Raw genomic sequence first — 22,350 nt, forward strand, 5'->3', positions numbered from 1 at the left:
GCTCATACGCTGTATCCGCCCGATATCTCCCTTGCCAATCTCTAAAATGTTCTCCCCATCGTAGCCAGTCAAAAAAGTGCGGTTTCCAGGGTCGAGAGCAATCACTCTTTCGCTTCCGGTTCCCACAATCTCAACCACTTGCGGAAAGCAAGCAAACCATTTACCCCGCTGGTAAACTAGCTGTGTGCCATATTCACATTGATATGGGACTGCTTGAGATGCTTCATACTTTAAGCCTTTGGTTGTTTTGGGATACCAAGTACCATTTTTGTAGTTGCCAGCCTTGAATTTGATAACCTGGCTTTTAGCTTTACAGGATTTGAACCTAGCAAAACCTCTACTGAACCAAGAAAAAATTTCCTTTTCTGTTGCGTTTAAATTCGCTTGCTTGTGACCAAAATGCTTTTTTAACAGTGCGAACATCGCGCTTCCTTGCGCAGCGAACGCAAGTGCGTCTTTGCTACACCAGAAGGCGATGAGCCGCAGGATCTGCCCTGCATGGCGATTGCGCGGAGTGCAGTGCCCTGCATGGCGATTGCGATTCGGGGCACGCAAGAGAGCGCAATCGCACGAAGTGCCCGCGATCGCTGCTTTTCGCGCTTCGTTCTATTCTGTATTCAGCACTGATAAAGGCAAACCAGATTCCTCATCGGTTACATTAATCTCTAAGAAAGCGCCAGCCTCGTTATAAATTATTAATATCCCTGAACAACTGACTTACTCAGGCTTGGTTTCAAAAACAAAGGTTTAAAGATGTTGAATTCATCAGAAACACCTATTATTGCCACAATTGTGCTGGCCGCTTTCGGAATTTTAGGTTGGGGCTTTTATCGCGCTAGACCTTATGGCAAACTGGGAATCTTAGCCTGGTTACAGTCGGTGGTATTGATGGGTCCTTGGTTGTTGTTTTTTGGCTTGTTTGCCGCAGGCATTTACATCAATATAGTAGGCATATTGTTCTTGTTGGTGGCATCCGCTGGGGTATACATCTTTTTAGGAAGACAGTTGCGAGCCGCCGGACAGGATGCGATACTCAGGCAACGGGCAACTCAAAGGCTTGAGGCTGATGCCTCACTACAAGCCAGTCCCACAGATAATTCCACCGCTCCGGAAGGATCTGCACAATTGAAACTTGAAGTCCCGCCGATACCTGAAGAAGACTTAAATATCATTAAAGGTATTTTCGGCATTGATACATTTTTTACCACAGAAACCATTGCTTACCAAGAAGGAGCCATCTTTAAAGGAAATTTGCGAGGAGAGCCAGAAGCGGTTCATAACCGTCTGAGTGCGAGTTTGCGAGAACGAGTAGGTGATAAATACCGTCTTTTTTTAGTGGAAAACACAGATGGTAGACCCGTGGTGATTGTCCTTCCTAGCCGCAATGACCCTCGTCCGATGACCTTACCACAGAAAATCTTTGCTGTTATCCTGCTGGTGGGAACAATCGCCACGAGCCTGGAGACTGGGGGGTTACTCCTGAATTTTGATTTCTTTAGCAACCCAGAACGCTTCCGAGAAGCTTTACCGATTGGTGTCGGTATCTTAGTGGTTTTGGCAGCTCACGAAATTGGTCATTGGTTACTTGCCCGCCGTCACCAAATCCGCCTTAGCTTACCTTACTTTCTTCCGGCTGTGCAAATCGGTTCGTTTGGTGCTATTACCCGTTTTGAATCTTTTTTACCCAACCGTAAGGTACTATTCGATATTTCCTTGGCAGGACCTGCGGCTGGAGGAATTGTATCTTTATTAATGTTGGTAACTGGATTACTGCTTTCTCATCAAGGTAGTCTATTTCAATTGCCAAATCAGTTTTTCTCTGGTTCGATTCTTGTAGGAACTTTGGCACGAGTTATCCTCGGTTCTGCATTACAATCACCTTTGGTAGATGTACATCCACTTGTGGTGATTGGTTGGTTGGGCTTGGTCATTACTGCTTTAAATTTGATGCCAGCAGGTCAACTCGATGGTGGTCGCATTGTCCAAGCGATTTACGGACGCAAAACTGCAGGACAAACAACAATAGCAACCCTAATTGTGCTGGGGTTAGTGTCTCTGGCTAATCCTTTGGCTATGTACTGGGCAATTGTGATTCTGTTTTTACAACGAGATTTAGAACGTCCCAGCTTAAATGAAATCAGCGAACCTGATGATGCACGCGCTGCTTTGGGTCTTTTGGCTTTGTTCTTGATGGTTGCTACTCTCCTTCCACTCACTCCCGGTTTAGCTGGGCGTTTGGGGATTGGCTGATGATGCTTCGGGTGGACTACATAAGTAAAAAGTTAAAAGTTAAAGGTAAAAAGAATTTCTTTTAACTTTTTACTTTTTAGCGACTTAGAAAAAGTGCGGAATGAAGGAATCAGGGTTGAGCGCGTTTACTTCCGAGAGCGATTGCGCAAAGCGCAGTGCCGTGCCGGGCGATCGCGTTTTGGCTTGCATCCTAAACCAAGGAATTATACCAATTCACTAAGTACAGCGTTTCATCTCTGTACGGCATTAAGAAAGCCTAACATAACGAGGGTTTGGGAGTGTGTATCTGTCGCATTCTTTTTTCACGCTTGGTATTAGTTCAAACCCACATTCCGCAGGTTAATTTTCTAATTTTGGTATTTTTCAAAATTCAGGTATCACACTATTACGAATTTCCATTATTAGAAAAATGGACATCAATGCTCTTGAGACAGTCCTTTGGTCATCTGTGTGCAAATTTTTACAGCTTCAATCAGACCGGATACGTGCTTCAGGTCTACATTTAACTCGCCCACAATTGCCCTAGTTACAAATATAAATTCTAGAAACGACCAGCAATCGGATAATGTACTACGATTACCCATTGCTTGCTCCAATTCTTCAAGATCGGAGCAACTTAACCCTAGTTTTAGCAACATCTGGAGTAACTCCTCCTGTTTCTGTAAACCTCGTGTCACTGCCCAAATGTATAGAGCGTTCTCACGTTCATGCAACTCAGAAATAGAGCATTGATTATACTGTTTCAATAAAGCATCTTGATTCTCAAAAACTTCATTAATCCAGACATTTGCTGTCTTTACAGGAGTTACATAATTTTGGTTTTGAGCCACGATAGCCAACCATTCAATGATTAGATCTGGAAGGAGCTGAAGGTGTTTTTGTAATGCTAGTATGATTTGAGACATCAGCACGACACAATTATTTACTTCATCAAGTAGATCGGTAGTGAGTCGATTCAAAGCGATGAATTGCTCGTATCTGTTTGAGCTAGAAGGAGAGTAAGTAGAGTCAGCCAAAATCTGCCTCCTCAAAATCAGAAAATTTGGTTAAACCTGACTGCAGTTCACACAGTTACCGTGAAAACCGCAGAACTGGAGGTGCGTAAATGATACAGATTTGCGAAGACCTAGCGATCAATGTTAGTGATGTAGGCATGGTCTGCTCGATCGCCTTCGGAATCTTGCTACTTTTTAGCGTGTGTGGCGATAGGCGCTGGGAGTTACACCTGTTAAGGGTTTGAATTGAGTAGCTAGGTGGCTGGGGCTGTTATACCCGACCGAAGACGCCACTTCCAGCACACCTAAATCGGTTTCCCTCAAGAGTCGCTTCGCTGCTTCAATCCGAAGGCGCACGACATATTGATTGGGACTTTCACCAGTTGATTGTTTGAACAGGCGTGAAAAGTGATAAGTACTCATCCCAACTTGTTGAGCCAAGTCATCAAGCGACAAATCCGTGTCTAAATGCGCTTGCACATAATCGGTAACACGGCGCAGTCGATCCCCAGGCAGTATGAGTTGCGTATTGTCGGTTGGGTCACAACGATTGAAAAATCTGCCGAGCCAGAGGAAAAATCGCCCATGTATAAATACTCATTTTTTTAGAAAAATCGACGTTTGGGGCATCTTAGCGCCCAGATCGTTGGCGCGCTCACCAACGCGCTTAGTAATGAGGCACCGCAGTTTTTCCGGTTTTAATGAAGCGGAGACTGACATCAGCGCCATTTCTCAACTTGCTTTTGCTCACCCAAATAAATGTAGACAGAGCCATATTACCGTCCACTTGGATATCGATCTCGCCTTCGGGCTTGATTTCATGATATGAGAGTCGCTGCTGCATAATGGGAATCCAAGTGTCAATGTACTCCTGCACACTCCGAATAATGATCACATCGCCATCAAAATTATCGTAGACGAGAATCTCACCCGATCTTGGATCGAAAACTTCTTCAAGACCTACACCCGTAAACGGTTTTTCTTTTTGGCTCCAGATATCAAACCATTTGCGAGTTAGGTTTCTAATCTCAGCCTCATCATTAATATCGCTCTGAGGCAATTGACTCATCGTTCCCATACTCCACTTGTGTTAACAATCAAATACTTCTGCTGCTACCCGCTTTAATCGAGTCGCATTGAGCTACAAACCACTTACGGCTGAGGCAGTATCTCGAACAGGTGTTGAAATATGCTCATGTACAATCTGCCACTTATCACTACGGTTTTCAAAAACGAGCGTTGCATGCAAATCGCCTGAAATCGTTTGACTATCAGCTTTTGTCAATAATGCTTCTCCTTCTTCAAATGCATCAAGTGGGATCATTTTGAAAAGCTATATTACAATCGCGGTTTAGAATACAACCACTTGATTAATTTATTGAAGTACAGGTGGGTTTCCAAACCCGCCCCGTGGAAAAAACCTGCACAAAACGCGCAACCCTTTTACGGTTACTCGTTCTACGCTCCACGATTAGTCGTGAAGTGCCCCAAATCGAGCGGTTTCTTAGAAAAAATTGTCAAGCTTTCACGAAAAATGCCGCTCGATTTGTTGTCGGGTTGCGCGTTTTGTGTAGATTAATGCGTCCCCTACCTTGAATTTTGAGTTTGAGCGAAAAGGAAAGTATTTTTACTTTTAACTTTTTCTCCCCACTCTTCTACTTGTTACGGTTTCCAACCAGCCAGTAGATTCGGATAAGCAACTGGTGTTGGGAAAATTTTCTGGAAACCAGATTGACGTTGTTGTGATGTTTCGCCAGTTACGTTCCAGAGAGTTTCGTAGAAAAAGAACGAGACTCCTGCAAAGTTGCGTTCTCGCACTTTTTGTACTTGTGTCTGTATTTGTTGCATAGGTACATATTTGCCTTTTAAGCCAGACATAATGCCTATGCTCACTGGAATATGACTTTGTGCTGCTTTCACTTCTGGGTTCTCTAGTTCTTTAACGAAGACATCTGGATCATCACGGTATAGTTGTATAATCAGTTCTTCAACAAGTCCCAACCGTTCCCACTGTTCCCAGTCGGCTAAAAAGGATTCGTAGGAAAAGCGCTGGGGATTAGGCGATACAGAGACAAGACAATTTTTTTTAGTCGCTTTGATGGCTTGGAAGACCCGCTTCATGTAGTCAGTTATTTTATTAGCTCTCCACCGTAGCCATTCTGGGTCTTGAGGATTTATTGGAGGAGCTTGACCACGGTGTTCTTTTTTGTACAATGCAACTGTGTAGGCGTCATATCCCAATTCAGCAGGCAAGCCAAAATGGTCATCAAATTGAATGCCGTCGATGTCGTAGTTTCGGACGATTTCGACAATTAAATCTTGGATAAATTGTTGAACTTCAGGGTGAAAGGGATTCAGCCAAACCCGATCATGGGTGCCTTCTTTCCAAATTTTGCTACCATCGCGGCGACTGGTTAACCATTGCGGACGATTTTTGGCTAATTGTGAGTCGGCAGGTGCCATAAAGCCAAACTCGAACCAGGGAATGACTGTTAAGCCTTTTTGATGTCCGACTGTCGCAATTTCTTTGAGTATATCTCGCCCTTGCAGTTTCGGGGCTGGGTCGAGCGATCGCCCGATCACTTTTTGTGCTACTTTGCTGGGGTACAGTGTCCAACCCCAATTCCACACTGTAGGATAAACAGTGTTAAAGTTCAGATTTTTCAGGCTTTGCAAAGAGCCTTGCAGACGATTGCGATCAAACAGCACATCGCTATCTATATTAGTTAACCACACACCCCGTAACTCAGACATCTGCGGACGGTAAGGAGTATTTTTTTGAGCATATAAGGGAAACGAGAGCAGCACCGCAGCTACCATGCTTAGGGCTACCACAAGTGCAAAAAATCCCAGTTTTTTGATTGCTTGAGCTTCCCGACATAGAAATATATTATACCATTTCAACAATTTTTTCGTCATCTACTTATGAGAAAAGTTAAATTTTGTATGAGAAAACGATCAGTAATGACTTAGGTCAATGGGCAAAAGTTGCTCTTGCGCCTGCATATAGCATTCCCACTCAGGTCAAGCATGATTCATCATTGTTAATCTTTTTTAAAGATTCCTGGTTTTTGCGGAAAACTTTATCCTCTTTGTTGATTTATACTACAACTGTTAAATGCTGTAACTGTAAATCTCTTGATGGAAGGCGGGCAAAAGGCTCACTCCACAACAACTGTATTTAATAAGTAGCGAGCGTGTAAATAATTAAAGGCTTCGCCGTGAGATCAGCGGCTCGAGTGAGCCTCGCCGAACTCCGAACGGTATGTAGTAAGCGCTTACTACGCATGCTAGTTTCCAAGCTTTACTTTTCTTTACATAGTTTGATTTTTTCTCGCCTACTTACTTAGATATGAAAACCACTACCAGTAGAAAAATGACGAAAAAACAACTCGCTAAGTGAGAATTGCTACATAAATCCTTTGCAGCTAAGTACAGCTTTGCATTAATACGAGCGCGAATTTCTCCATCATCTGTGCCACTGTATATGACCATTTGATGGGTTTGGCAGAGTCGTTGTGACGAGCAATACAGCGGGAAAGGTTACAGTTGCTGTGACTCCCCATAACACGAGCCAGAATTGCTCTAATTGTGGCGAGAAGGTGAAGAAATCTCTATCGACTAGAACTCATGTCTGTCCACATTGTGGATTTGTGGAGGATAGAGACGTGAATGCAAGCATCAACATCTTGAGATTGGGACTCAGTACCGTGGGGCACACGGGAACGTCGCGCAGGCGTGATTTGCCCTCTTGGGCGATTGGGGTAACCCTGTCGTCTAACGGCGAGTCAACGAACCAAGAATCTCCGACCCTTTAGGGCGGAGAGTGTCAAGAATCCGCTCTTATTCTTCGTGGCTCCTTCTGGGTTCCTAGCTGCGGAATTTTGAGTTTTTTTCCATCCAAATCACCCAATCTGGTGAGTCTTCTGGGTGAGGTATTTTCACCCAGCATAAATTTAGTATAGAGAATAAGGAACAATGGACAATCATAGTAGCGTCTATTTTCACATCTGCCTCGTCAAACAGGCGCTTCAATTATCCCAAGTCGTTCTTCTTATATGGGATGAGAAAACCATTTGTTCTTTTCATAGTTGCTAGTTATTAGTTTTTGTCGGTTGACTCATACTAATATCTATTAACTCATATACAAACGTTTAATATCATGTCCGGCTAATTAGTTATGATTCCCACGTTAATTGCACCCCACCCCGCGCATCCCCTCCCCGTAAGCGGGGAGGGGAAGTGAAGCGCAGCTTTACTGGGGTGGGGTTCTTAGGGTAATGATGAGTATTTAACCGGACTTGATATAAGTTACTATTTTCGCTATAGCTAAGATTCTTATATTGCTATGAAAAATACTCTAAAAACTTATTGTACTACGAAACAAGCGCGAATTTTCACAGCGTTAGTTTTATCTGGGATGTTATCTGTTGGTAGCAGTTTCTCAGCGATAAAAAGCGCAACAGCAGCTCCGGCAAACTACTTTGCCCAAACAGCCAACGAAGTCCTAAAAGAAAACATTAAAACAAACAGCTTACCAAGCCGAGTTGCTTCTGCGGTACTGCAAGATTTATCTGAGAGAGAGCAAATTTCCGACAGAAAACTGGAAATCATTGATTACACTCAACGGACTTGGCGTGACGGATGCATGAATTTGCCAAATCCTGACGAATTTTGTACACAAGCATTAGTTCCTGGTTGGCGCGTTGTCCTTTCAAATGGTAGTCAAACATGGATTTATCACACTGATAAGAACGGGCGTTCTGTACGCTTGGCAAATCCTTATATTCTGACAAGAAATCTGCCACAAAACTTTCCAAATTATATAGAGGATGCAGTTCTAGAAGACGCATCTGGGCGCTTGAATTTACCGACTTCTCGACTAAATATTATTCAAGCTCAACAACGGACTTGGGGCAATGGCTGTTTGAACTTACCAAGACCAGATGAAAGCTGTACCCAGGCTTTAGAAAAAGGTTGGCGGGTCGTTGTTAAAGCAGCTGACCAAACGTTGGTTTATCACACCAATACAACTGGTTCCAAAATTAGGTTGAATAAAAAGGAAAGCGAAGTCACTGAAGCCAGATTACCTGCAAAAGTCAGAGATGCTGTATTGCGTCGGGCAAGTGAAGAGTCGGGTTTACCTCAAAGGTCGCTGAGTATTGTTGAATCTAAACCAACACAATCGACATATGGCTCTGGTTGGCAAGTTACAGTAGGCGCTGGGCTAAATCGTTGGGTGTTTGTCACTGATGAGAAAGCTTCCCGAATTCAGCTTTCAAGCCAGTATGGTGAAACGCCTAATGCTAACTTACCGAGAGATATTGCTGAGAGAGTTTTGGTACGAGCCTCTAAGCGTTCACAAGTGCCAATTTCGCAATTACGGATAGCTGAGGTGGAACGGCGACAATGGCCCGATAGCTGTTTGGGTATAGCAGATCCGCTGGCTTTATGCGCCGCAGTTGTTGTACCAGGTTGGGAGGTGAGTGTGAGCGATGGGCAACAACGCTTGGTTTATCGCGTTAGCGAATCGGGTACTGTTATTTTAGATGAAAAAGCTAGCTCAATTGCTGATAACAATACACAGAGCAAGCCAATTTCCATTCCTAGAAGTGAGTTACCACTACCTTTGGATAGCGGCGTGATTTTTCGGCAAATCTCCAGCGGTGGCTTTGCTGGTAGAACCTACGAAACTGTTTTGCTCGACGACGGGCGTCTGATTCGTGTTCAAATTGGTGATAGCAATGATTCTGGGCGTAGCGTTCGCCGTATTCCCTTAGAACAAGTCCAAAGGTTTCAGCGATTGCTAGAACAGCAAAGCGATGAATTCAACAATGTGAGTTATCCAGCACCAAGAGGCGCTGCTGATTACATCACCTACACCCTCACCAGCCGCGATGGTACCGTTAAATACAACGACGTTTCTCAAAATAGCTTACCCGAGGATTTACGTATAATAGTCAACACTTGGAACCGGATCAGCACAACCTATCAGTAGCTTACTTTTCACGGTATCTGGAAAACCTCGCTTCTATTTCTCTCTCCTATAAGGAGAGAGACGCAAGAATTTTGGGGAAAGAAAGTTAGATTTTTTGTGGACTTTTCCACATGACGTGAAAAGTCAGATCTTCTACACCCAGTGAAATCTACGGTTTGTTCGTCGGGATAAGTTGCATCTGATTCTAGGATATAATATGATATGTTACGTAGTCGATAATACTCGCAATCAATGAGCAATCAGACTGGACACGTACACCACACTTGGGTACAAACTCTTCATCCTGTAAACTCAGATTTGAGACTGCAACAAGTACAAGAGAAAGAGCCGATGTTTTACTATTTTGCTTACGGCTCGTGTATGTGTCCTGTTGATTTGAAGCGCTCCCTTGGTGAAAATACGCACCCCTTTGTCATCGGTCATGCGACACTCAAAGGTTATCGACTTGGATTTTATCGTCTTTCACCTAGTCGCAAATGTGGCGTTTTGGATGTGGTGAAAGACCCTAAAGCGAGTGTGAATGGTGTACTCTATCAGCTACCTTGGCGATTAAGCGAACACTTAGATAAACGAGAAGAAGTTCCGCATGGTGGTTACCGCCATGAATTTGTAGATATCCACTGCAAACAAGAAGTATATAAAAATGTGCGTACTTACGTGGTAGTAAACAAACTCTTAGAGGAAGCCGCCCCCAACGACTGGTACTTTAATGTTGTCCTGCGGGGCGCTGTCACTTGCGGATTGCCAGAGGAATATTGTTGGAGTTTGTTTAACCATATGTACAAATTGCAACAGCGCCATCAGGCACAACATTGGGTGCGATCGGCTTAGGAACGACTTGAAAAGCCCACGAGATACGTCTAGAACGTCCTGTTAGAGCGAAGCGAGTGACACCAATGTTCTATGCCGTGCCCCTACAGAGTGCTTTATTTACTTGAAAAGCGCTGCAAACAGTTTACTGTCTGCCAATGCAGTTAACTGGCTCCTTTAACGGATGCTGCAGCATTGGGTTAGGTGTGGTGGCAACCAGGATAATTTCTCCACTGGGAGTTCTCTGCCATCCAGTTGCTTCGATGATTGGGGTGTAGGATTTGGGCTTCGGCGTGAGCTGTTGTGAACGGTTTGGGGTGTGAGTGCTTCGGGTATGGGGTGTGGGTTGCTGTGGGGAATGCTGACCAACTGTTAGCCTACGTCGGTCTTGCCACTCGGCGTCATCGTCTAATTCCTGCTCAGGAGTGGGAGGCAAGCCACCTCGACCAGTGATGATAAAAGAGTTACCCTCGTTAGCAGGACAGCCAGTAGCAATCAACCGCGACAGATCTACAAATTCAATCGGTAATTCAACTAAACCAGAAGTCGGGTCAATTCCTGCTGTGGTGACATTGATTGTACCATTTAAGGCAGAGTTCGCTCCCGTGGCAGTGATATCACTTAAGGAGGTCGGCTGAAAACGCGGTTGAATGCCAAACATAGAATAGGCATTGATGCTGACATTACCGCCACGAAAATCCTGTGAATTGGCGCTGATATTGCTATCTTCATTCTTGCCAGCCACGAGAAACCGGGTATCAATGCCAATGTTGCCACCGGGAATGTTGTTACCCGTGGCGTTGGTGCTGATGTTACTGCCGTTTCGTAACAGAATTAGGGGAGCGAGCAAATTAATATTCCCACCACCGCCAGAAGTGTCAGCTCGAATTCTGCCCTGGTTGTCAAGAAAGATGCGATCGGCATCGACAAACAAGTTGCCTGCAGTGCCTGTGCCCGAACTGCTGACGGTGACTTCTGCTTGGTTTTGAATGCCGAGGGTGCCTGTGCGAAGAGTTAAGTTGCCACCTGCACCACCGCCACCGGTGCCTGCAGCAATAACCGAACCATTCCCGGTAAGAGTAATCGACTCTGGGGCAGTAATTGCCAACGTTCCACCTCGACCACTGCTAGAGGTGGAAGCAGAGATTTGTGCCCCGGATTGCAGGTTCACCCGCACACTTTGCCCGTTGCCCTGTGGTTGAATTGTCAAGTTACCTGCATCCCCGGCATTAGTGGTTCCGGCAAATAGACCACTGGTTGCCCCTGATAGCTGTAGATCAGGAGTATTCACCGTGATGTCACCAGCACGACCGTTACTAGCCGTCGTGGTCAGCACTTGTCCCCCACCACTCAAACCTACCGTGTTAGCACTGAGTGTGATGTTGCCAGCGTTACCCTCTCCAGAGGTGGAAGCTGCAAGTTGAGCGCCATTGAGCAGTGAGAGAGATCGTGCTGTAATATCAATATCGCCACCCCTGCCCACTCCTCCTTGCTCAAGCCTGCTGATGGCATTCCCCCCATCAAACTCGACGGCATCGCTTGCCTGAATCTGGATCTTCCCGGCATTGCCTTGCCCCTCAGTATTCGTGTTAATTGTGCTAAAGTCAGAAACAGACAGAGAGCCTGTGGTGATAGTTACGTCTCCTCCATTCCCCACCCCTCCTGACTTCACTGAGGTAGTCACCCCATTAGCGAAGTTCTTAACTTCACCGGAGTCGGAGGTAAAACTACGAGCTGTTCCACTCATTTGGACATCGCGAGCATTAATGGTGACACTACCGGCTTTTCCCTGCCCTAGGGTAGAGGTATTCACGCCACTTCCGTTGGTTAGAGACAGTGAGCTAGTGGTAATCGTCACATTTCCGCCTTGACCTACAGCTTTTAATCCCACTAGTGTTTCTGATCCCACTTGTGTAGCGATAGTGCTGGGGCGTGTGCCAGGGATGGGGGGCGAACCGTCTAGGGAAACGCGATCACGGGCATTGATATTCACGGAGCCTGCATTTCCCTGTCCAAAAGTGTTGGAAAGCAGGACACTGCCATTGGTGAGAGAAAGCGATCCTGTAGTGATGTTGATACCGCCAACGTTACCGGAGCCATAGAATATGTAATTCGCTACATCACTGTCATCCAAAGAAATAGTATTGTAGGCATTGATATTCACGGAGCCTGCATTTCCCTGTCCAAAAGTGCTGGATCTCAGTCCACTCTTATTCGTGAGAGAAACAGTATCGCGAGCATTAATATTCACACTGCCTGCATTTCCCTGTCCTAAAGTGTCGCTCATCAGGTAAGAGACATTGGTGATAGAAAGAGAACCCGTGGTGATGTTGATACCGCCAACGTTACCGACACCAGTTTCGCTTCGATTGAATATATAAGTGCTCTTAAACGAGACGGTATCGCGGGCATTAATATTCACACTGCCTGTATTTCCCTGTCCATACGTTACGGAACTCAGTCCAGCATCCGTGAGAGAAAGCGACCCCGTGGTGATGTTGATACTGCCAGCGTTACCGACACCAGTTTCGCGTACCACATTGGATACATCAGCGATATCCAAAGAGACGAGATCGCCCGCACTTAGATTGATGCTACCGATAGTTCCCACTCCAAATAACCCGTTGCCCAAGCGGCTCCGGCTGAGTGTGATAGAGCCAGTTGCATTCAGATCAATATCTCCAGTTTGGGTATCGGGTAACCTCGAATCGTAGGGAATCCCTATCTGAAGTAAACTTCTTTTGATATCAATGTTTTGGGCAAGCAATCGAATACTGCCACTGGCTCCCCTAACGTCAATACCACTGCCATTGCTGAAGGAGATATCTGCTCTTGGCACTCCATCGGGTATCGTCAGTTGCCAATCAGGGCTAGCTGTCGATAAACCAACAGTTCCTACCCCACCTACAGCCCCTAACTCGACATAGCTTCCCGGACTAATTAACCATCCACCGTCTGGTTGAACATTTTTTCTGGCACTAGGGGTGAATAAAAAAGACAATATGGGTTGTCCAGGGGGGCTTGTGGGAATAAATGGCTCTCCACTATCTAGTTGAATCGCTCCACCCACGAGCAATAGGTTTTGTCCAGGGGGAACGTGTAAACCCGTGCCGTTAAAACTAGATTCATTGAAAACCCTCTCGTCAAAACGAGATTGAACGATTATTGGCTTTTGCGTGAGTTGGTTAAAGAACAGAGCATTGGGATTAACGGTGAGCAATTGACTAGGCAACGGACTCTTCGCATCGCTGCTGAACACCTCGCCGTTGGGAAAGCCTAGAGCATTGGCAGTCGTAGCCACAAAGGAACCGCCAATGTTGAGAGAGGCAGAAGGACCAAACAAAATGCCATTTGGGTTGAGCAAGAACAGGTTGGCTGTACCGTTTGCCCGAATTAAGCCATCAATATTAGAAATTGACCCACCTGTGACTCGTGTCAGGATGTTCTGTACATCTGCTGCATTATTGAAGAAGGCAGAACCTCCGGTGGGTACGGAAAACTGCTGAAAGCTGTGGAACAGATTGCCCCCCCGCCTTGCTCCACCGTCAATTTGGAAGTTGGGATTGCCTGTGACTTGCGTTTGCTCTGCTTTTGGCAGTGTGTTATCGGGAACGACTTGAGCTGCGATTGGTAATGCACAGGCAAGCACACTCAAGGCGCTGCCAATTAAGAACCATGATTTCAGATGCCACCTGTTCATAAAAGCTGTTTTGCCCTCCGCATCCCTAACCACAACTCAGGCGCTGTTTACAAAAGCTTAAACAATAGTAAAATAATTGTGGCGATCAGCTAAGAGTGTTTCTTACAAACGCTTCAACTTTATTAACACCAGCTTGAGCCTTCCTTAGAGGATGTCACAGAAGTCTTATTTTTTACTTGACCCACGATTGCCCAAGGGGCACTGCTTTCCCTTGCAATCACGCTCAAATTCAAAATTCACAAGGTACTGATTCAAAAATCATTAAGAAATAATGAAAAAGAAAAATTTTAAATTCTTTGAATTTTGGAATGAAATTTACCTTGTTCAAGGCTTTCAAGCCCCTTAATTTATTAAGGTCGGTAGAAAAATTCACTCGCTTCATTATTCAAGCCCCCACTCGCTGCGCTCAAATTCAAAATTCAACTAGGGAAATTCAAAAAAGAATTAACCCGGATTACTTCTTAATTTTGAATTGATAATGCGTGAATTTTGAATTCCCGTAAGCGCAAAGCGCACGCTACGCGAACGCGCAGCGTGCCCGTAAGCGCAAGCGCACACTACGTGAACGCGCAGCGTGTCCGTAAGGACTCAGGGCTTAGGGGGTGTGGGGTCTTTAATGCCTGAACGAGCGAATGCCGTACCTTACATTTTACACCAATAAAAATTGATGTAACTTCATGACTCAGTAATAAACCGAAACCCTTGATTTTGCGATAAAAGCCAATCAAAATAAGGTAGCTTTTTCAGGCATATTTTTACGTTGCCTGCGTTTGTACGGTGAGGTGCAAGATATCAGGTACCTTGTGAATTAAGCGAAGGGGCTGACCAGGCAAGTTTAACTAGTTAACGACTAACTTAATTACCATTCGTGAGCAGTAAGTTTCACCCTTTAGAAGGATGTTACCAGACAGAACTTTGTTTTTGTGCGGAGTTTGATTGTTCTGATGAGTCTGTCACTATGCCATCTTCCAATCCAGGCGGTGTCAAATACCCGCATCGCCATCCAAATTTGTTGGTTTAACTGTAGCCAGCAAATGTCAAGAATTTGCAAAGATTTTTCTTTCTCAACCTTCAGATCGGACAACAACGTTCTCTAAGTTACTGCCAAAAAGGTCTATCTTGCCTGGTATGAGCCGGAAATTGGGTAGAAGATAAACAAAGACAAGTGTGGAGGAACGGCAACAATACAGTTTTACCAGAAAAAAGTGTAGGGTGCGGTAAAAAAAAGTTTTTACTCCTTACACCCGTCCCGAAGGGCTTTGTCACAAACTCCCATATAAGTGATCAGACTTGGCAATATCGTTATTCAAATTGGGTAACAATATGAGAATCTTGATAGTGGAAGACGAGCAGCGCATTGCTAAACCCATAGCTGAAGATTTGAAACATCAGCATTACATTGTAGATATAGCCCATGATGGAATTGAGGGTTGGCAATATACACAATCTACTCAATATGATCTAATTCTATTAGATATGATGCTACCGCAATTAGATGGAATTAGCTTGTGTAAGCGTTTACGCACTGCTAGATATAACGCTCTCATTTTGATGCTATCGGCGCGAGGCACAACCGCAGATAAAGTGGTTGGACTAGATGCGGGGGCTGATGATTATTTAGTTAAACCCTTTGAATTAGAAGAATTAGCAGCACGAGTTAGGGCTTTATCTCGTAGAACTCCAGAAACTCGTCCATCAATATTAGTTCATGGTGATTTACAACTTGATCCAGGTAGCTGCAACGTCACTTATCGGGGCAAGCGGTTATCATTAACACCTAAAGAATATATGTTATTAGAATGTTTTCTGAGAAACCAAAACCAGGTTTTGACTCGCTCATCACTTATAGACAAATTGTGGAATTATGACAAATTAGCTGGGAAAGAAACAGTCAAAACTCATATAACCAATTTGCGGAAGAAGTTAAAAGCAGCAGGTTCACAAAACTTGATTGAAACAGTATATGGAATTGGCTATCGTTTGGGTAATAGTTGAAAGGCAAGATTTGGCAGCAATGATCACCAGCTTTTGTGCACGTCTGTATGGTCTGCGTCGTGCCAAGCGCAAAACAGAGAAGCTAATTGCAGAACTTCAAGCTCAGGCAGATGAGTAATGCAGTTAGTTGAAAAGCATATAATCAAGTCAGGGCATAGATTTTTGAAGGAAATAGATGCCTTATGTTTTGCCTCAAAAAATCTTTACAACGCTGCCAATTATCTAATCCGTACTCACTGGATTTGGGGCTGGGGATATTTAGGATATAACAAGTGTGCTCGTCTCATGCAATCTCATGAGGCATACAAAGCACTACCAGCGAAGGTAAGTCAGCAAGTACTAATGGTATAAGTACGTTGAATGATTACGCGGCTTTAGCCCAAGAAGAGGTCAAATTAGTATCCATGTGCTGGGTTAGTTGCTCGCTCACGTATTCCATCCACATGGGCTGTAAGGTGTAGCACCTAGACTGTTTCTCAATCAGCGATCGCCAATTCAACCCCTCTAACCCTTCCAAGAGATCGGCTGCGGAGACTGTAGGCACAATTTGTGAGCGTAACTGTGCAATCGTTGTCCATTCCTGATTACGGGCAAGCCAGTACATGATGCTTTGTTCCAACTTAGAGAGGCGATGGAACTGCTGCTTGAGTAGGCGACGAATCCCATTAAAAACTATGGTATTTTGGTTGAGGAATTCTGCAATGTCGCCGTCAAACAGATCGTGAATTGAAGTGGCGACAATCTTCATTGCTTGAGGGTTATAACCGTAGTACTCACACAGTTGTTGCTGTTGCGCCTCAGTTCCCACGAGTCCTTTTGCTCGCATGAGTGTTAAAGCAGCTTCTTTAGAACCACTCAACTTTAGGGAACGCACTGTGAAGAGATCCCCTTCAATAGCAGCAATCTCGGCTGGCTTTTCTCGACTGGTCAAAATCAGACAACTTTGATGGCTAGTTTCTCCCACTACCCGGAGTAACTCACCATATCTCTCATAACCCGGACGATAAACCCCTGGATGACCAGCTTCCAAAACTGTTTCTAGATTGTCAAACACGATCAAACAACGAGAGGTACGCAAATAATGCATCAGTCGTCCCATATCGGCTGTACTCTCTTGCTGATTTGAAAGAAACGATACTAGTTCAGCCACCAAGGTGTCAAAAGATGGAGCTTGGGAGAGTGAAAGCCATTTGACATAATCGTACTTATGCTGCGCCTGTTTGGCGAACTTAAGGGCAAACGCCGTTTTGCCAATTCCGCCCATTCCCAGCACAGCTACCAAGCGACACTGTTCTATCAGTACCCACTGATGCAATTGCATAAGTTCTTCTGAGCGACCCACGAACGCAGAGATATCCATTGCCTCGCCCCAATCAACGGCCTTAACTTCGCTTGGTCGAGTATAGTCAGCTTTGTCCAACTCTAATCCAAAAGCTCGGAAGCAGTATTCTAGAGAAAGCTTATCCACTGCTTCAGTGCGCCCGATCACGCGAGAAATGGTATGTAATGATAGACCAGTGCGATCGCTAAGTTCTTCATAAGTGTAGCGATTAGCGTTATTCTCCCGAAACTCGCACTCGCGTTTACAGGTCTGAAATTTGTCCCAACCTGTAGCAGAAAGGATAACGCCACGCTTGCGGACTGATTTTGAATACGACATAAACGACCTACCAAGATAATTTTCAACAGGCGAAGGATTACCAAGCTGTAGAACAAGTGTGGTTCTTTAAGCTATGTTCTTAATTGCAATATTCCCTGTATATAAAGTCTTTGTGGGTGAAGATGGATAACTTAGGAGTGAAGTTAAGGTAATTTTAGATTGCACAGTCACAGCAATTAAAGGCGGAAGCCCACGAGTATGTGGGTGATCCAAGAACCCACATACGTCCTTTAGGCGTGGGAGGTTGGGTAAAAACCTACACCGTGCCAGTAATGGCAAACGCGGTGTGCCTGGGAACCCGCCAACTCAATTGAGCTTATGGGATATTGGAGACTTGGCTTAGTCTTCAAGAATCCCACACCTTCTAGGTGTGGGAGTGTCAACTAACTGCTACCAACTCCTTGAGCGCTTGCACCGTCCCTTTACCCAATTGCCAAGTTTGGGTTTCTCCATGAGTGAACGTTAATCTCATTTGCAGGGTTTGGTCTGCCAATTGGGCTATATGTCCGTAAGGACTTACAAAGCAGCGTGTCCTTTTGGACTCAGGGCATACTTTGAATGCGTGAATGCCGTACCTTAGAGCGTGATTGCAAGGGAAAGCAGTGCGGGAGCAGGGCAATCGTCGGTCATGGTTAATTAACTCCTAAAACTCATTCATATAAAAAACATCTAAGATGAGTGTTCGGCAAGATAACACAAAGCACGAAAACGCAAGCCAATCAATTGCTCGTACAGAGGATTAAGCTTGCATAAGGGTGGAATGTGGACAATCAAGTTACCGAATAGTTTGATGTTGCGTTCAAACGGACAGGAATCTGGGATAAATCTGCACAAAAACTGCGCCAATCTAAGATTATTGATTTCAATAGCGTCAAGGTTTTGCCGTATTGGTTGTAGTAAGTCTAATTGATGCGTGATCATGGTGAATTTCCTTTTTAGTTTCAACTTTGTGCTATTTGCTCGCTAAATCTTAAACAGGTCAATAGCAGATATTCCACTGGCAAACCAAGTTACCGTCTACAATTTGCCAGCTACCAACTAGTTTCTGTTTTTTAGAGCGCGTACAAACAACATTCAAAGAACTGGTCTTAGGTTCAGACTTTTGAAGAGATAAAGAAATCATCATTTGACTCCATGAGTACAAGTTGGAAAGATTGCACCTTGCCGATGTGCATCATTGATTCCAATTTGCACTCTAGAAAAAGCTGTATGGGTGAACAACGTTAAGTTAGTGATGAAGTTAGAGAAAACTTAAAGACTTGGGGTATGGATGTAGCGGTGTAAGTAAATTCTATTCCCTCAACCCCATGTGGAGCGATGTTTTTCCTTATCTTTGACCTTAAGTTATCCATCTTCACCCACAAATACCTTAACAAGCGAGAAACTCAAATTATCAAGTCCACGATGTGAGATTTTTAAACCATGACTAACTATAAAAATTCCGAGATCCGCAGCATTCTGAATGGCTTAGGTTACAGAAGCCATCTCAACAGTAATGACCTTGACTTTCCCATCTCTCAGGATGAGTCGGACTTGACCGATGAGCCGACACGAAAGGCAATTATGAAATTTCAAGTGGATTACGACCTCACGGTAGATGGTGTTGTCGGTCAACAGACAATGGCAAAAATGCAGGAAGAGATGAACGTTCTCCATGAAGAATTGAACTGGATCATGGGAACAAACATTTCTCTAGACCAACCATTTTACGGACGCAAGACGATCAATGCAGTTCAACAGTTTCAGAGAAGGTACATCATTACAATCGATGGTCTTGCCAGTTTTGCACTTCGTGAAGAACTTTTTGAAACACTACAGGATAACGCACAAGCCACTTCCACAAATACCGCAGTTATTTAAGCATATTATGAGGTTTTTTAAAAAGGAGAAGAAACTATGAAAGCAATTTCCGATGTACTAGAAGGATATCGCAGTACTAACAACAAATTGCTTAATGTAGCAAACTGAATTCCTTAACTTAGCAAACTGGGTGCAGATGTCTTGAGGATTTCTAGAATACCCTCGGTTATAAGTTGCACAGCTATTGCCAGAATTAAAAACCCTAGTATCCGATTAAGCGCTCCTATGCCAGTTTGCCCCAGTTTTTCAATCAATCGTTCTCCAAGAACAAGAAATACGTAGATCAAGATTCCTAACAAAGCAATACCAATCACACAGCCCAGGTAATCAATCCACTGATGAACTTTGGTTGAAAGTCCGATCACCACTCCAATTGCTCCAGGACCACTGATCATTGGCACAGCCATAGGAGTAAAAGATATATCTTCTTTGTCCGCTGCTTCTGCGTGTTCTTGAGTCGTCAATCGTTGTCGAACTGTTACCATTTCCCAAGCAGTATGAGCAACGATTAAACCACCTGCAATTCTCAGGACTCCTAGTGATATCCCAAAGAAACTGAGTATAAGTTTACCGACTAACAAAAAAGTAAACAGTACACCAACAACATTCAATGTTGTTTTTTGCGCCTGTTGAAGGCGGTAACGTGGAGTATTGGTTGCTGTCAAGCTATAAAAAATTGGCACTGCACCTATAGGATTGGCAATTGGAAACAAGGCAGCAAGCGTTCCAAGTGTGTAAGAGATAAGATTTTGCCACATATTATGAATAACGGTATACCTAATCGCAAAACTCGGAATTCATCTTACAACGCGGTGAGTACAAAACGCTTCTTTGTCCGGGTTATATCCAAAGTGAGCTCAATTACGCTCTCTCCAGTTCTCTTAAAAGTGATCTGGAAACCTTTCCAAGTTCTTGACATCAGCTTTCTACACTGAAATTAACTGTGTTCTTTGAAAGTAACAAAAATTACTTGTGTTGCTGAATTCATTGGGTTTGAGTGCTTAATCAAAACACAGGTTGATTCAGGAGCCAACTCCCCTTGTGAATTTTTACTGAATCCCTTTTCAACAACAATTTAGGAGAAAGAATCATGTTTTTATTGCATAAACTAGGACAAATGGTTGAATATATTTCGGAAGCTGCCATCACAATTTTCAGCCCGAATGATGATAATTATCCAGAAGTAGGGACTCAGCCTTTTGAAGGAGAATCTTTTGACGGGAACATACCAAAAAAAGCTGCTTGAGCAATATCGTTAGACAACGCATAATGAAGTCAGAAGCCTACACTGTACCTGTACTCAGGGAGCGTGTAGGTAGTTCACTATGACCTCTTTAATTGACTTAAATTAGAGCTTAACTGGCTAATCTTGACTGGTGCAACCATTGGCAGCAGGACAAACTGTAAGACATACTAGCCAACTGTAAATTCTAGTGACATCCTCCCACACTAACCGCAAGCGGTATAGTGTGGGCTTCCAAAACTCACATTTTGGATTTCCTGGTTACTCCCTTACGGGGTTTCGACACTTGCCTAGACTGATTTTTACCAGTCCCCGGTAGATCGTCTGCGCAGGCTGTTTGCGTTCCGCTGTGTCCCAGCGTACTAATTAGTTCGATTCCTCTGTTTCTGATATTTTGACCTGCTGCTATATCTCGGTCAGTTTTATATCCACAATGAGGGCAATCATGAACTCTCACACTCAGGTCTTTTTTGACTTCACCACCACATTCAGGACACAACTGAGAAGTCCCCCTCGCGTCAACTTCACTAAAAAACTTCCCTCTCTTCCAGCACACGTACTTGACGATGGTTCTAAATTGACCAAAAGAAGCATCGAGCATATGCTTCCCAAACATTCCTTTAGCGCTGGTTCGGTAATCCAAGTCTTCCATGAAGACCATGTCGCCACCATCGCAAAGGGCATGGGCTTGCTTAAAGTGGAAATCTTTTCTCGTGTTGTCGATTTTGTGGTGAAGTCTGGCTACTTTAAGACGTTGTTTCTCGTAGTTTTTCGACCTCCGTTGTAATCTCGCCAGTCTGCGTTGCAGCAATTTCAGCTCACTTTGCAGAGATTTAAAAAACTTGGGCGGTTTACTTTGAACACCATCACTGGTTACCAAGAACTTTTCCAGCCCCACATCCACTCCAATGGGATGTCCGTGAGGAGTTGGATCAGGAATGCTAACATCACATTGCAAGGAGATAGAGGCATACCATCTATCTGCTTTCCTCAAGATTCGTACCTGCTTGACCGCAAACCCAATGGGAATAGGTCGATGCAGGTTGATGGGAATTGCTCCAATCTTAGGAAGATTCAGATGCAAGTTCGTTACTGGATTCTTCTTGAATTGAGGAAACAGCAACGATTTAAACTGTCCAAACTTCTTGAATCTGGGGAAGCCAAATCCTATGCGTTGGAAGTATTTCCAGCCAACGTGCAACTGCTTAATGGCTTGTTGGAGAACTTGAGAAGGAACTTCACCAAGTTTTGGGAAACTCTTTTTAGCCTCTGGCAAGTTGTTAAGCTGATAGACTTCACCAGGAAACTTCAAGTCAGCAGGAAGGATATACTCTTTTTCCAAAGAGCATCTATCTACCAAGCACTTGCGACCAAGGCACCAATCTTTTATCTCCCGAAGTGCATAGTTATACGCTCCTCGACAGATTTCCATCCACTCAATGAACTGGTGTTCTTGAACTGCACTAGGATAGATTCGGTAACGGTGGGTAAGTGTCAGCATTCCAGTATTATACTGACTTTACTGACCACAAATCAACTATTAACTGTTAATTTAAGGGGCATCGAACCCCTTAAATTAACCTGGGGGAGTCCATGTATCCCACGCCAAATTAAAAATTATGGCGTGGGTCTTATAGCTCCCCCAAACCCCCACGAAAGATAAAAGTGAGTACCAGAAACACCACAAAAATTTTCATCAGGGGAAAAAGCCTTTGGCGGAGGTTCTGATGAAGGCACGAGACATATTCTACATATTGAATTTGAAACATCTCAAAGAAGAGACAGTAAAACCGAAAATTTTGTAGTAATTAGTATCAATTCTCATTAATAGAAGTCAAA

The 22,350-nt window shown here is 44.2% G+C and carries 18 protein-coding genes and 3 pseudogenes; 10 read left to right on the forward strand and 11 right to left on the reverse strand.

Features of this window, described 5'->3' with window-relative positions; genetic code table 11:
* Nucleotides 1-423: pseudogene (locus AACT52_RS09670) on the reverse strand (hypothetical protein); the annotation flags it as partial.
* A gap of 52 nt (nt 424-475) precedes the next feature.
* On the opposite strand from AACT52_RS09670, the gene AACT52_RS09675 reads away from it, so the two are divergent.
* Both AACT52_RS09675 and AACT52_RS09680 read left to right on the forward strand, forming a co-directional pair.
* Nucleotides 476-691, forward strand: coding sequence for a hypothetical protein (locus AACT52_RS09675; RefSeq protein WP_143172762.1), 216 nt, complete (start codon nt 476-478; stop codon nt 689-691).
* A 62-nt stretch (nt 692-753) separates the two neighbouring features.
* Nucleotides 754-2,250 (forward strand): site-2 protease family protein, encoded by a 1,497-nt coding sequence (locus tag AACT52_RS09680; RefSeq protein ID WP_073630440.1) that lies wholly within the window; start codon nt 754-756, stop codon nt 2,248-2,250.
* Nucleotides 2,251-2,666: 416 nt separating this feature from the next.
* Here AACT52_RS09680 and AACT52_RS09685 read toward each other — a convergent pair whose 3' ends face one another.
* The 5 genes from AACT52_RS09685 to AACT52_RS09705 all read right to left on the reverse strand — a co-directional run bounded on the left by AACT52_RS09685 (nt 2,667) and on the right by AACT52_RS09705 (nt 6,164).
* Nucleotides 2,667-3,266, reverse strand: a complete 600-nt coding sequence (locus AACT52_RS09685; RefSeq protein WP_073630442.1) for a hypothetical protein — start codon at nt 3,264-3,266, stop codon at nt 2,667-2,669.
* Nucleotides 3,267-3,440: 174 nt separating this feature from the next.
* Entirely contained in the window at nt 3,441-3,725 is a 285-nt protein-coding gene (locus AACT52_RS09690; protein WP_073630444.1) for an AraC family transcriptional regulator, read from the reverse strand.
* A 187-nt stretch (nt 3,726-3,912) separates the two neighbouring features.
* On the reverse strand, nt 3,913-4,314 hold the full coding sequence (locus tag AACT52_RS09695; protein ID WP_143172763.1) for a hypothetical protein: 402 nt from the start codon (nt 4,312-4,314) through the stop codon (nt 3,913-3,915).
* A gap of 72 nt (nt 4,315-4,386) precedes the next feature.
* A complete protein-coding gene (locus AACT52_RS09700; RefSeq protein WP_073630449.1) occupies nt 4,387-4,569 on the reverse strand; it encodes a nuclear transport factor 2 family protein in 183 nt (60 codons plus the stop codon).
* Nucleotides 4,570-4,907: 338 nt separating this feature from the next.
* Entirely contained in the window at nt 4,908-6,164 is a 1,257-nt protein-coding gene (locus AACT52_RS09705) for a glycoside hydrolase family 10 protein (protein ID WP_073630451.1), read from the reverse strand.
* 617 nt (nt 6,165-6,781) lie between these two features.
* On the opposite strand from AACT52_RS09705, the pseudogene AACT52_RS09710 reads away from it, so the two are divergent.
* The 3 genes and pseudogenes from AACT52_RS09710 to AACT52_RS09720 form a co-directional block, all read left to right on the forward strand.
* Nucleotides 6,782-7,063, forward strand: a pseudogene (locus AACT52_RS09710) (zinc ribbon domain-containing protein); the annotation flags it as partial.
* A 530-nt stretch (nt 7,064-7,593) separates the two neighbouring features.
* A complete protein-coding gene (locus AACT52_RS09715; protein WP_073630453.1) occupies nt 7,594-9,243 on the forward strand; it encodes a hypothetical protein in 1,650 nt (549 codons plus the stop codon).
* A 231-nt stretch (nt 9,244-9,474) separates the two neighbouring features.
* Nucleotides 9,475-10,074 (forward strand): gamma-glutamylcyclotransferase, encoded by a 600-nt coding sequence (locus tag AACT52_RS09720; protein ID WP_073630455.1) that lies wholly within the window; start codon nt 9,475-9,477, stop codon nt 10,072-10,074.
* A 124-nt stretch (nt 10,075-10,198) separates the two neighbouring features.
* On the opposite strand, the gene AACT52_RS09725 is transcribed toward AACT52_RS09720, so the two are convergent.
* Nucleotides 10,199-13,753: a two-partner secretion domain-containing protein gene (locus AACT52_RS09725; RefSeq protein ID WP_073630457.1), complete on the reverse strand. Its 3,555-nt coding sequence runs from the start codon at nt 13,751-13,753 to the stop codon at nt 10,199-10,201.
* 1,323 nt (nt 13,754-15,076) lie between these two features.
* Between AACT52_RS09725 and AACT52_RS09730 the strand changes: the two genes are divergently transcribed.
* From AACT52_RS09730 to AACT52_RS09740, 3 genes and pseudogenes are all read left to right on the forward strand, one after another.
* Nucleotides 15,077-15,748 (forward strand): response regulator transcription factor, encoded by a 672-nt coding sequence (locus AACT52_RS09730; RefSeq protein ID WP_073630459.1) that lies wholly within the window; start codon nt 15,077-15,079, stop codon nt 15,746-15,748.
* A 4-nt stretch (nt 15,749-15,752) separates the two neighbouring features.
* A pseudogene (locus AACT52_RS09735) lies at nt 15,753-15,866 on the forward strand (IS607 family transposase); the annotation flags it as partial.
* Nucleotides 15,866-16,099 (forward strand): hypothetical protein, encoded by a 234-nt coding sequence (locus AACT52_RS09740; RefSeq protein ID WP_073630461.1) that lies wholly within the window; start codon nt 15,866-15,868, stop codon nt 16,097-16,099. The pseudogene AACT52_RS09735 and the gene AACT52_RS09740, both read left to right, overlap by 1 nt.
* Before the next feature lie 13 nt (nt 16,100-16,112).
* On the opposite strand, the gene AACT52_RS09745 is transcribed toward AACT52_RS09740, so the two are convergent.
* Together AACT52_RS09745 and AACT52_RS09750 are read right to left on the reverse strand one after the other, a co-directional pair.
* Nucleotides 16,113-17,408, reverse strand: a complete 1,296-nt coding sequence (locus AACT52_RS09745) for an NB-ARC domain-containing protein (RefSeq protein ID WP_073630463.1) — start codon at nt 17,406-17,408, stop codon at nt 16,113-16,115.
* A 669-nt stretch (nt 17,409-18,077) separates the two neighbouring features.
* Nucleotides 18,078-18,329: a Mo-dependent nitrogenase C-terminal domain-containing protein gene (locus AACT52_RS09750; RefSeq protein ID WP_073630465.1), complete on the reverse strand. Its 252-nt coding sequence runs from the start codon at nt 18,327-18,329 to the stop codon at nt 18,078-18,080.
* Between the two features lie 501 nt (nt 18,330-18,830).
* Here AACT52_RS09750 and AACT52_RS09755 point away from each other — a divergent pair.
* Nucleotides 18,831-19,268: a peptidoglycan-binding domain-containing protein gene (locus tag AACT52_RS09755; RefSeq protein WP_073630466.1), complete on the forward strand. Its 438-nt coding sequence runs from the start codon at nt 18,831-18,833 to the stop codon at nt 19,266-19,268.
* A gap of 113 nt (nt 19,269-19,381) precedes the next feature.
* Here AACT52_RS09755 and AACT52_RS09760 read toward each other — a convergent pair whose 3' ends face one another.
* On the reverse strand, nt 19,382-20,026 hold the full coding sequence (locus AACT52_RS09760; protein ID WP_073630468.1) for a MarC family protein: 645 nt from the start codon (nt 20,024-20,026) through the stop codon (nt 19,382-19,384).
* Between the two features lie 332 nt (nt 20,027-20,358).
* Between AACT52_RS09760 and AACT52_RS09765 the strand changes: the two genes are divergently transcribed.
* Nucleotides 20,359-20,514, forward strand: a complete 156-nt coding sequence (locus AACT52_RS09765) for a hypothetical protein (protein WP_198940891.1) — start codon at nt 20,359-20,361, stop codon at nt 20,512-20,514.
* 238 nt (nt 20,515-20,752) lie between these two features.
* On the opposite strand, the gene AACT52_RS09770 is transcribed toward AACT52_RS09765, so the two are convergent.
* A complete protein-coding gene (locus AACT52_RS09770) occupies nt 20,753-22,012 on the reverse strand; it encodes an RNA-guided endonuclease InsQ/TnpB family protein (protein WP_073630469.1) in 1,260 nt (419 codons plus the stop codon).
* Nucleotides 22,013-22,350 lie beyond the last annotated feature (338 nt).

Origin of the sequence: Scytonema sp. HK-05 (assembly GCF_963872035.1) — a bacterium.
GTDB lineage: Bacteria > Cyanobacteriota > Cyanobacteriia > Cyanobacteriales > Nostocaceae > Kalymmatonema.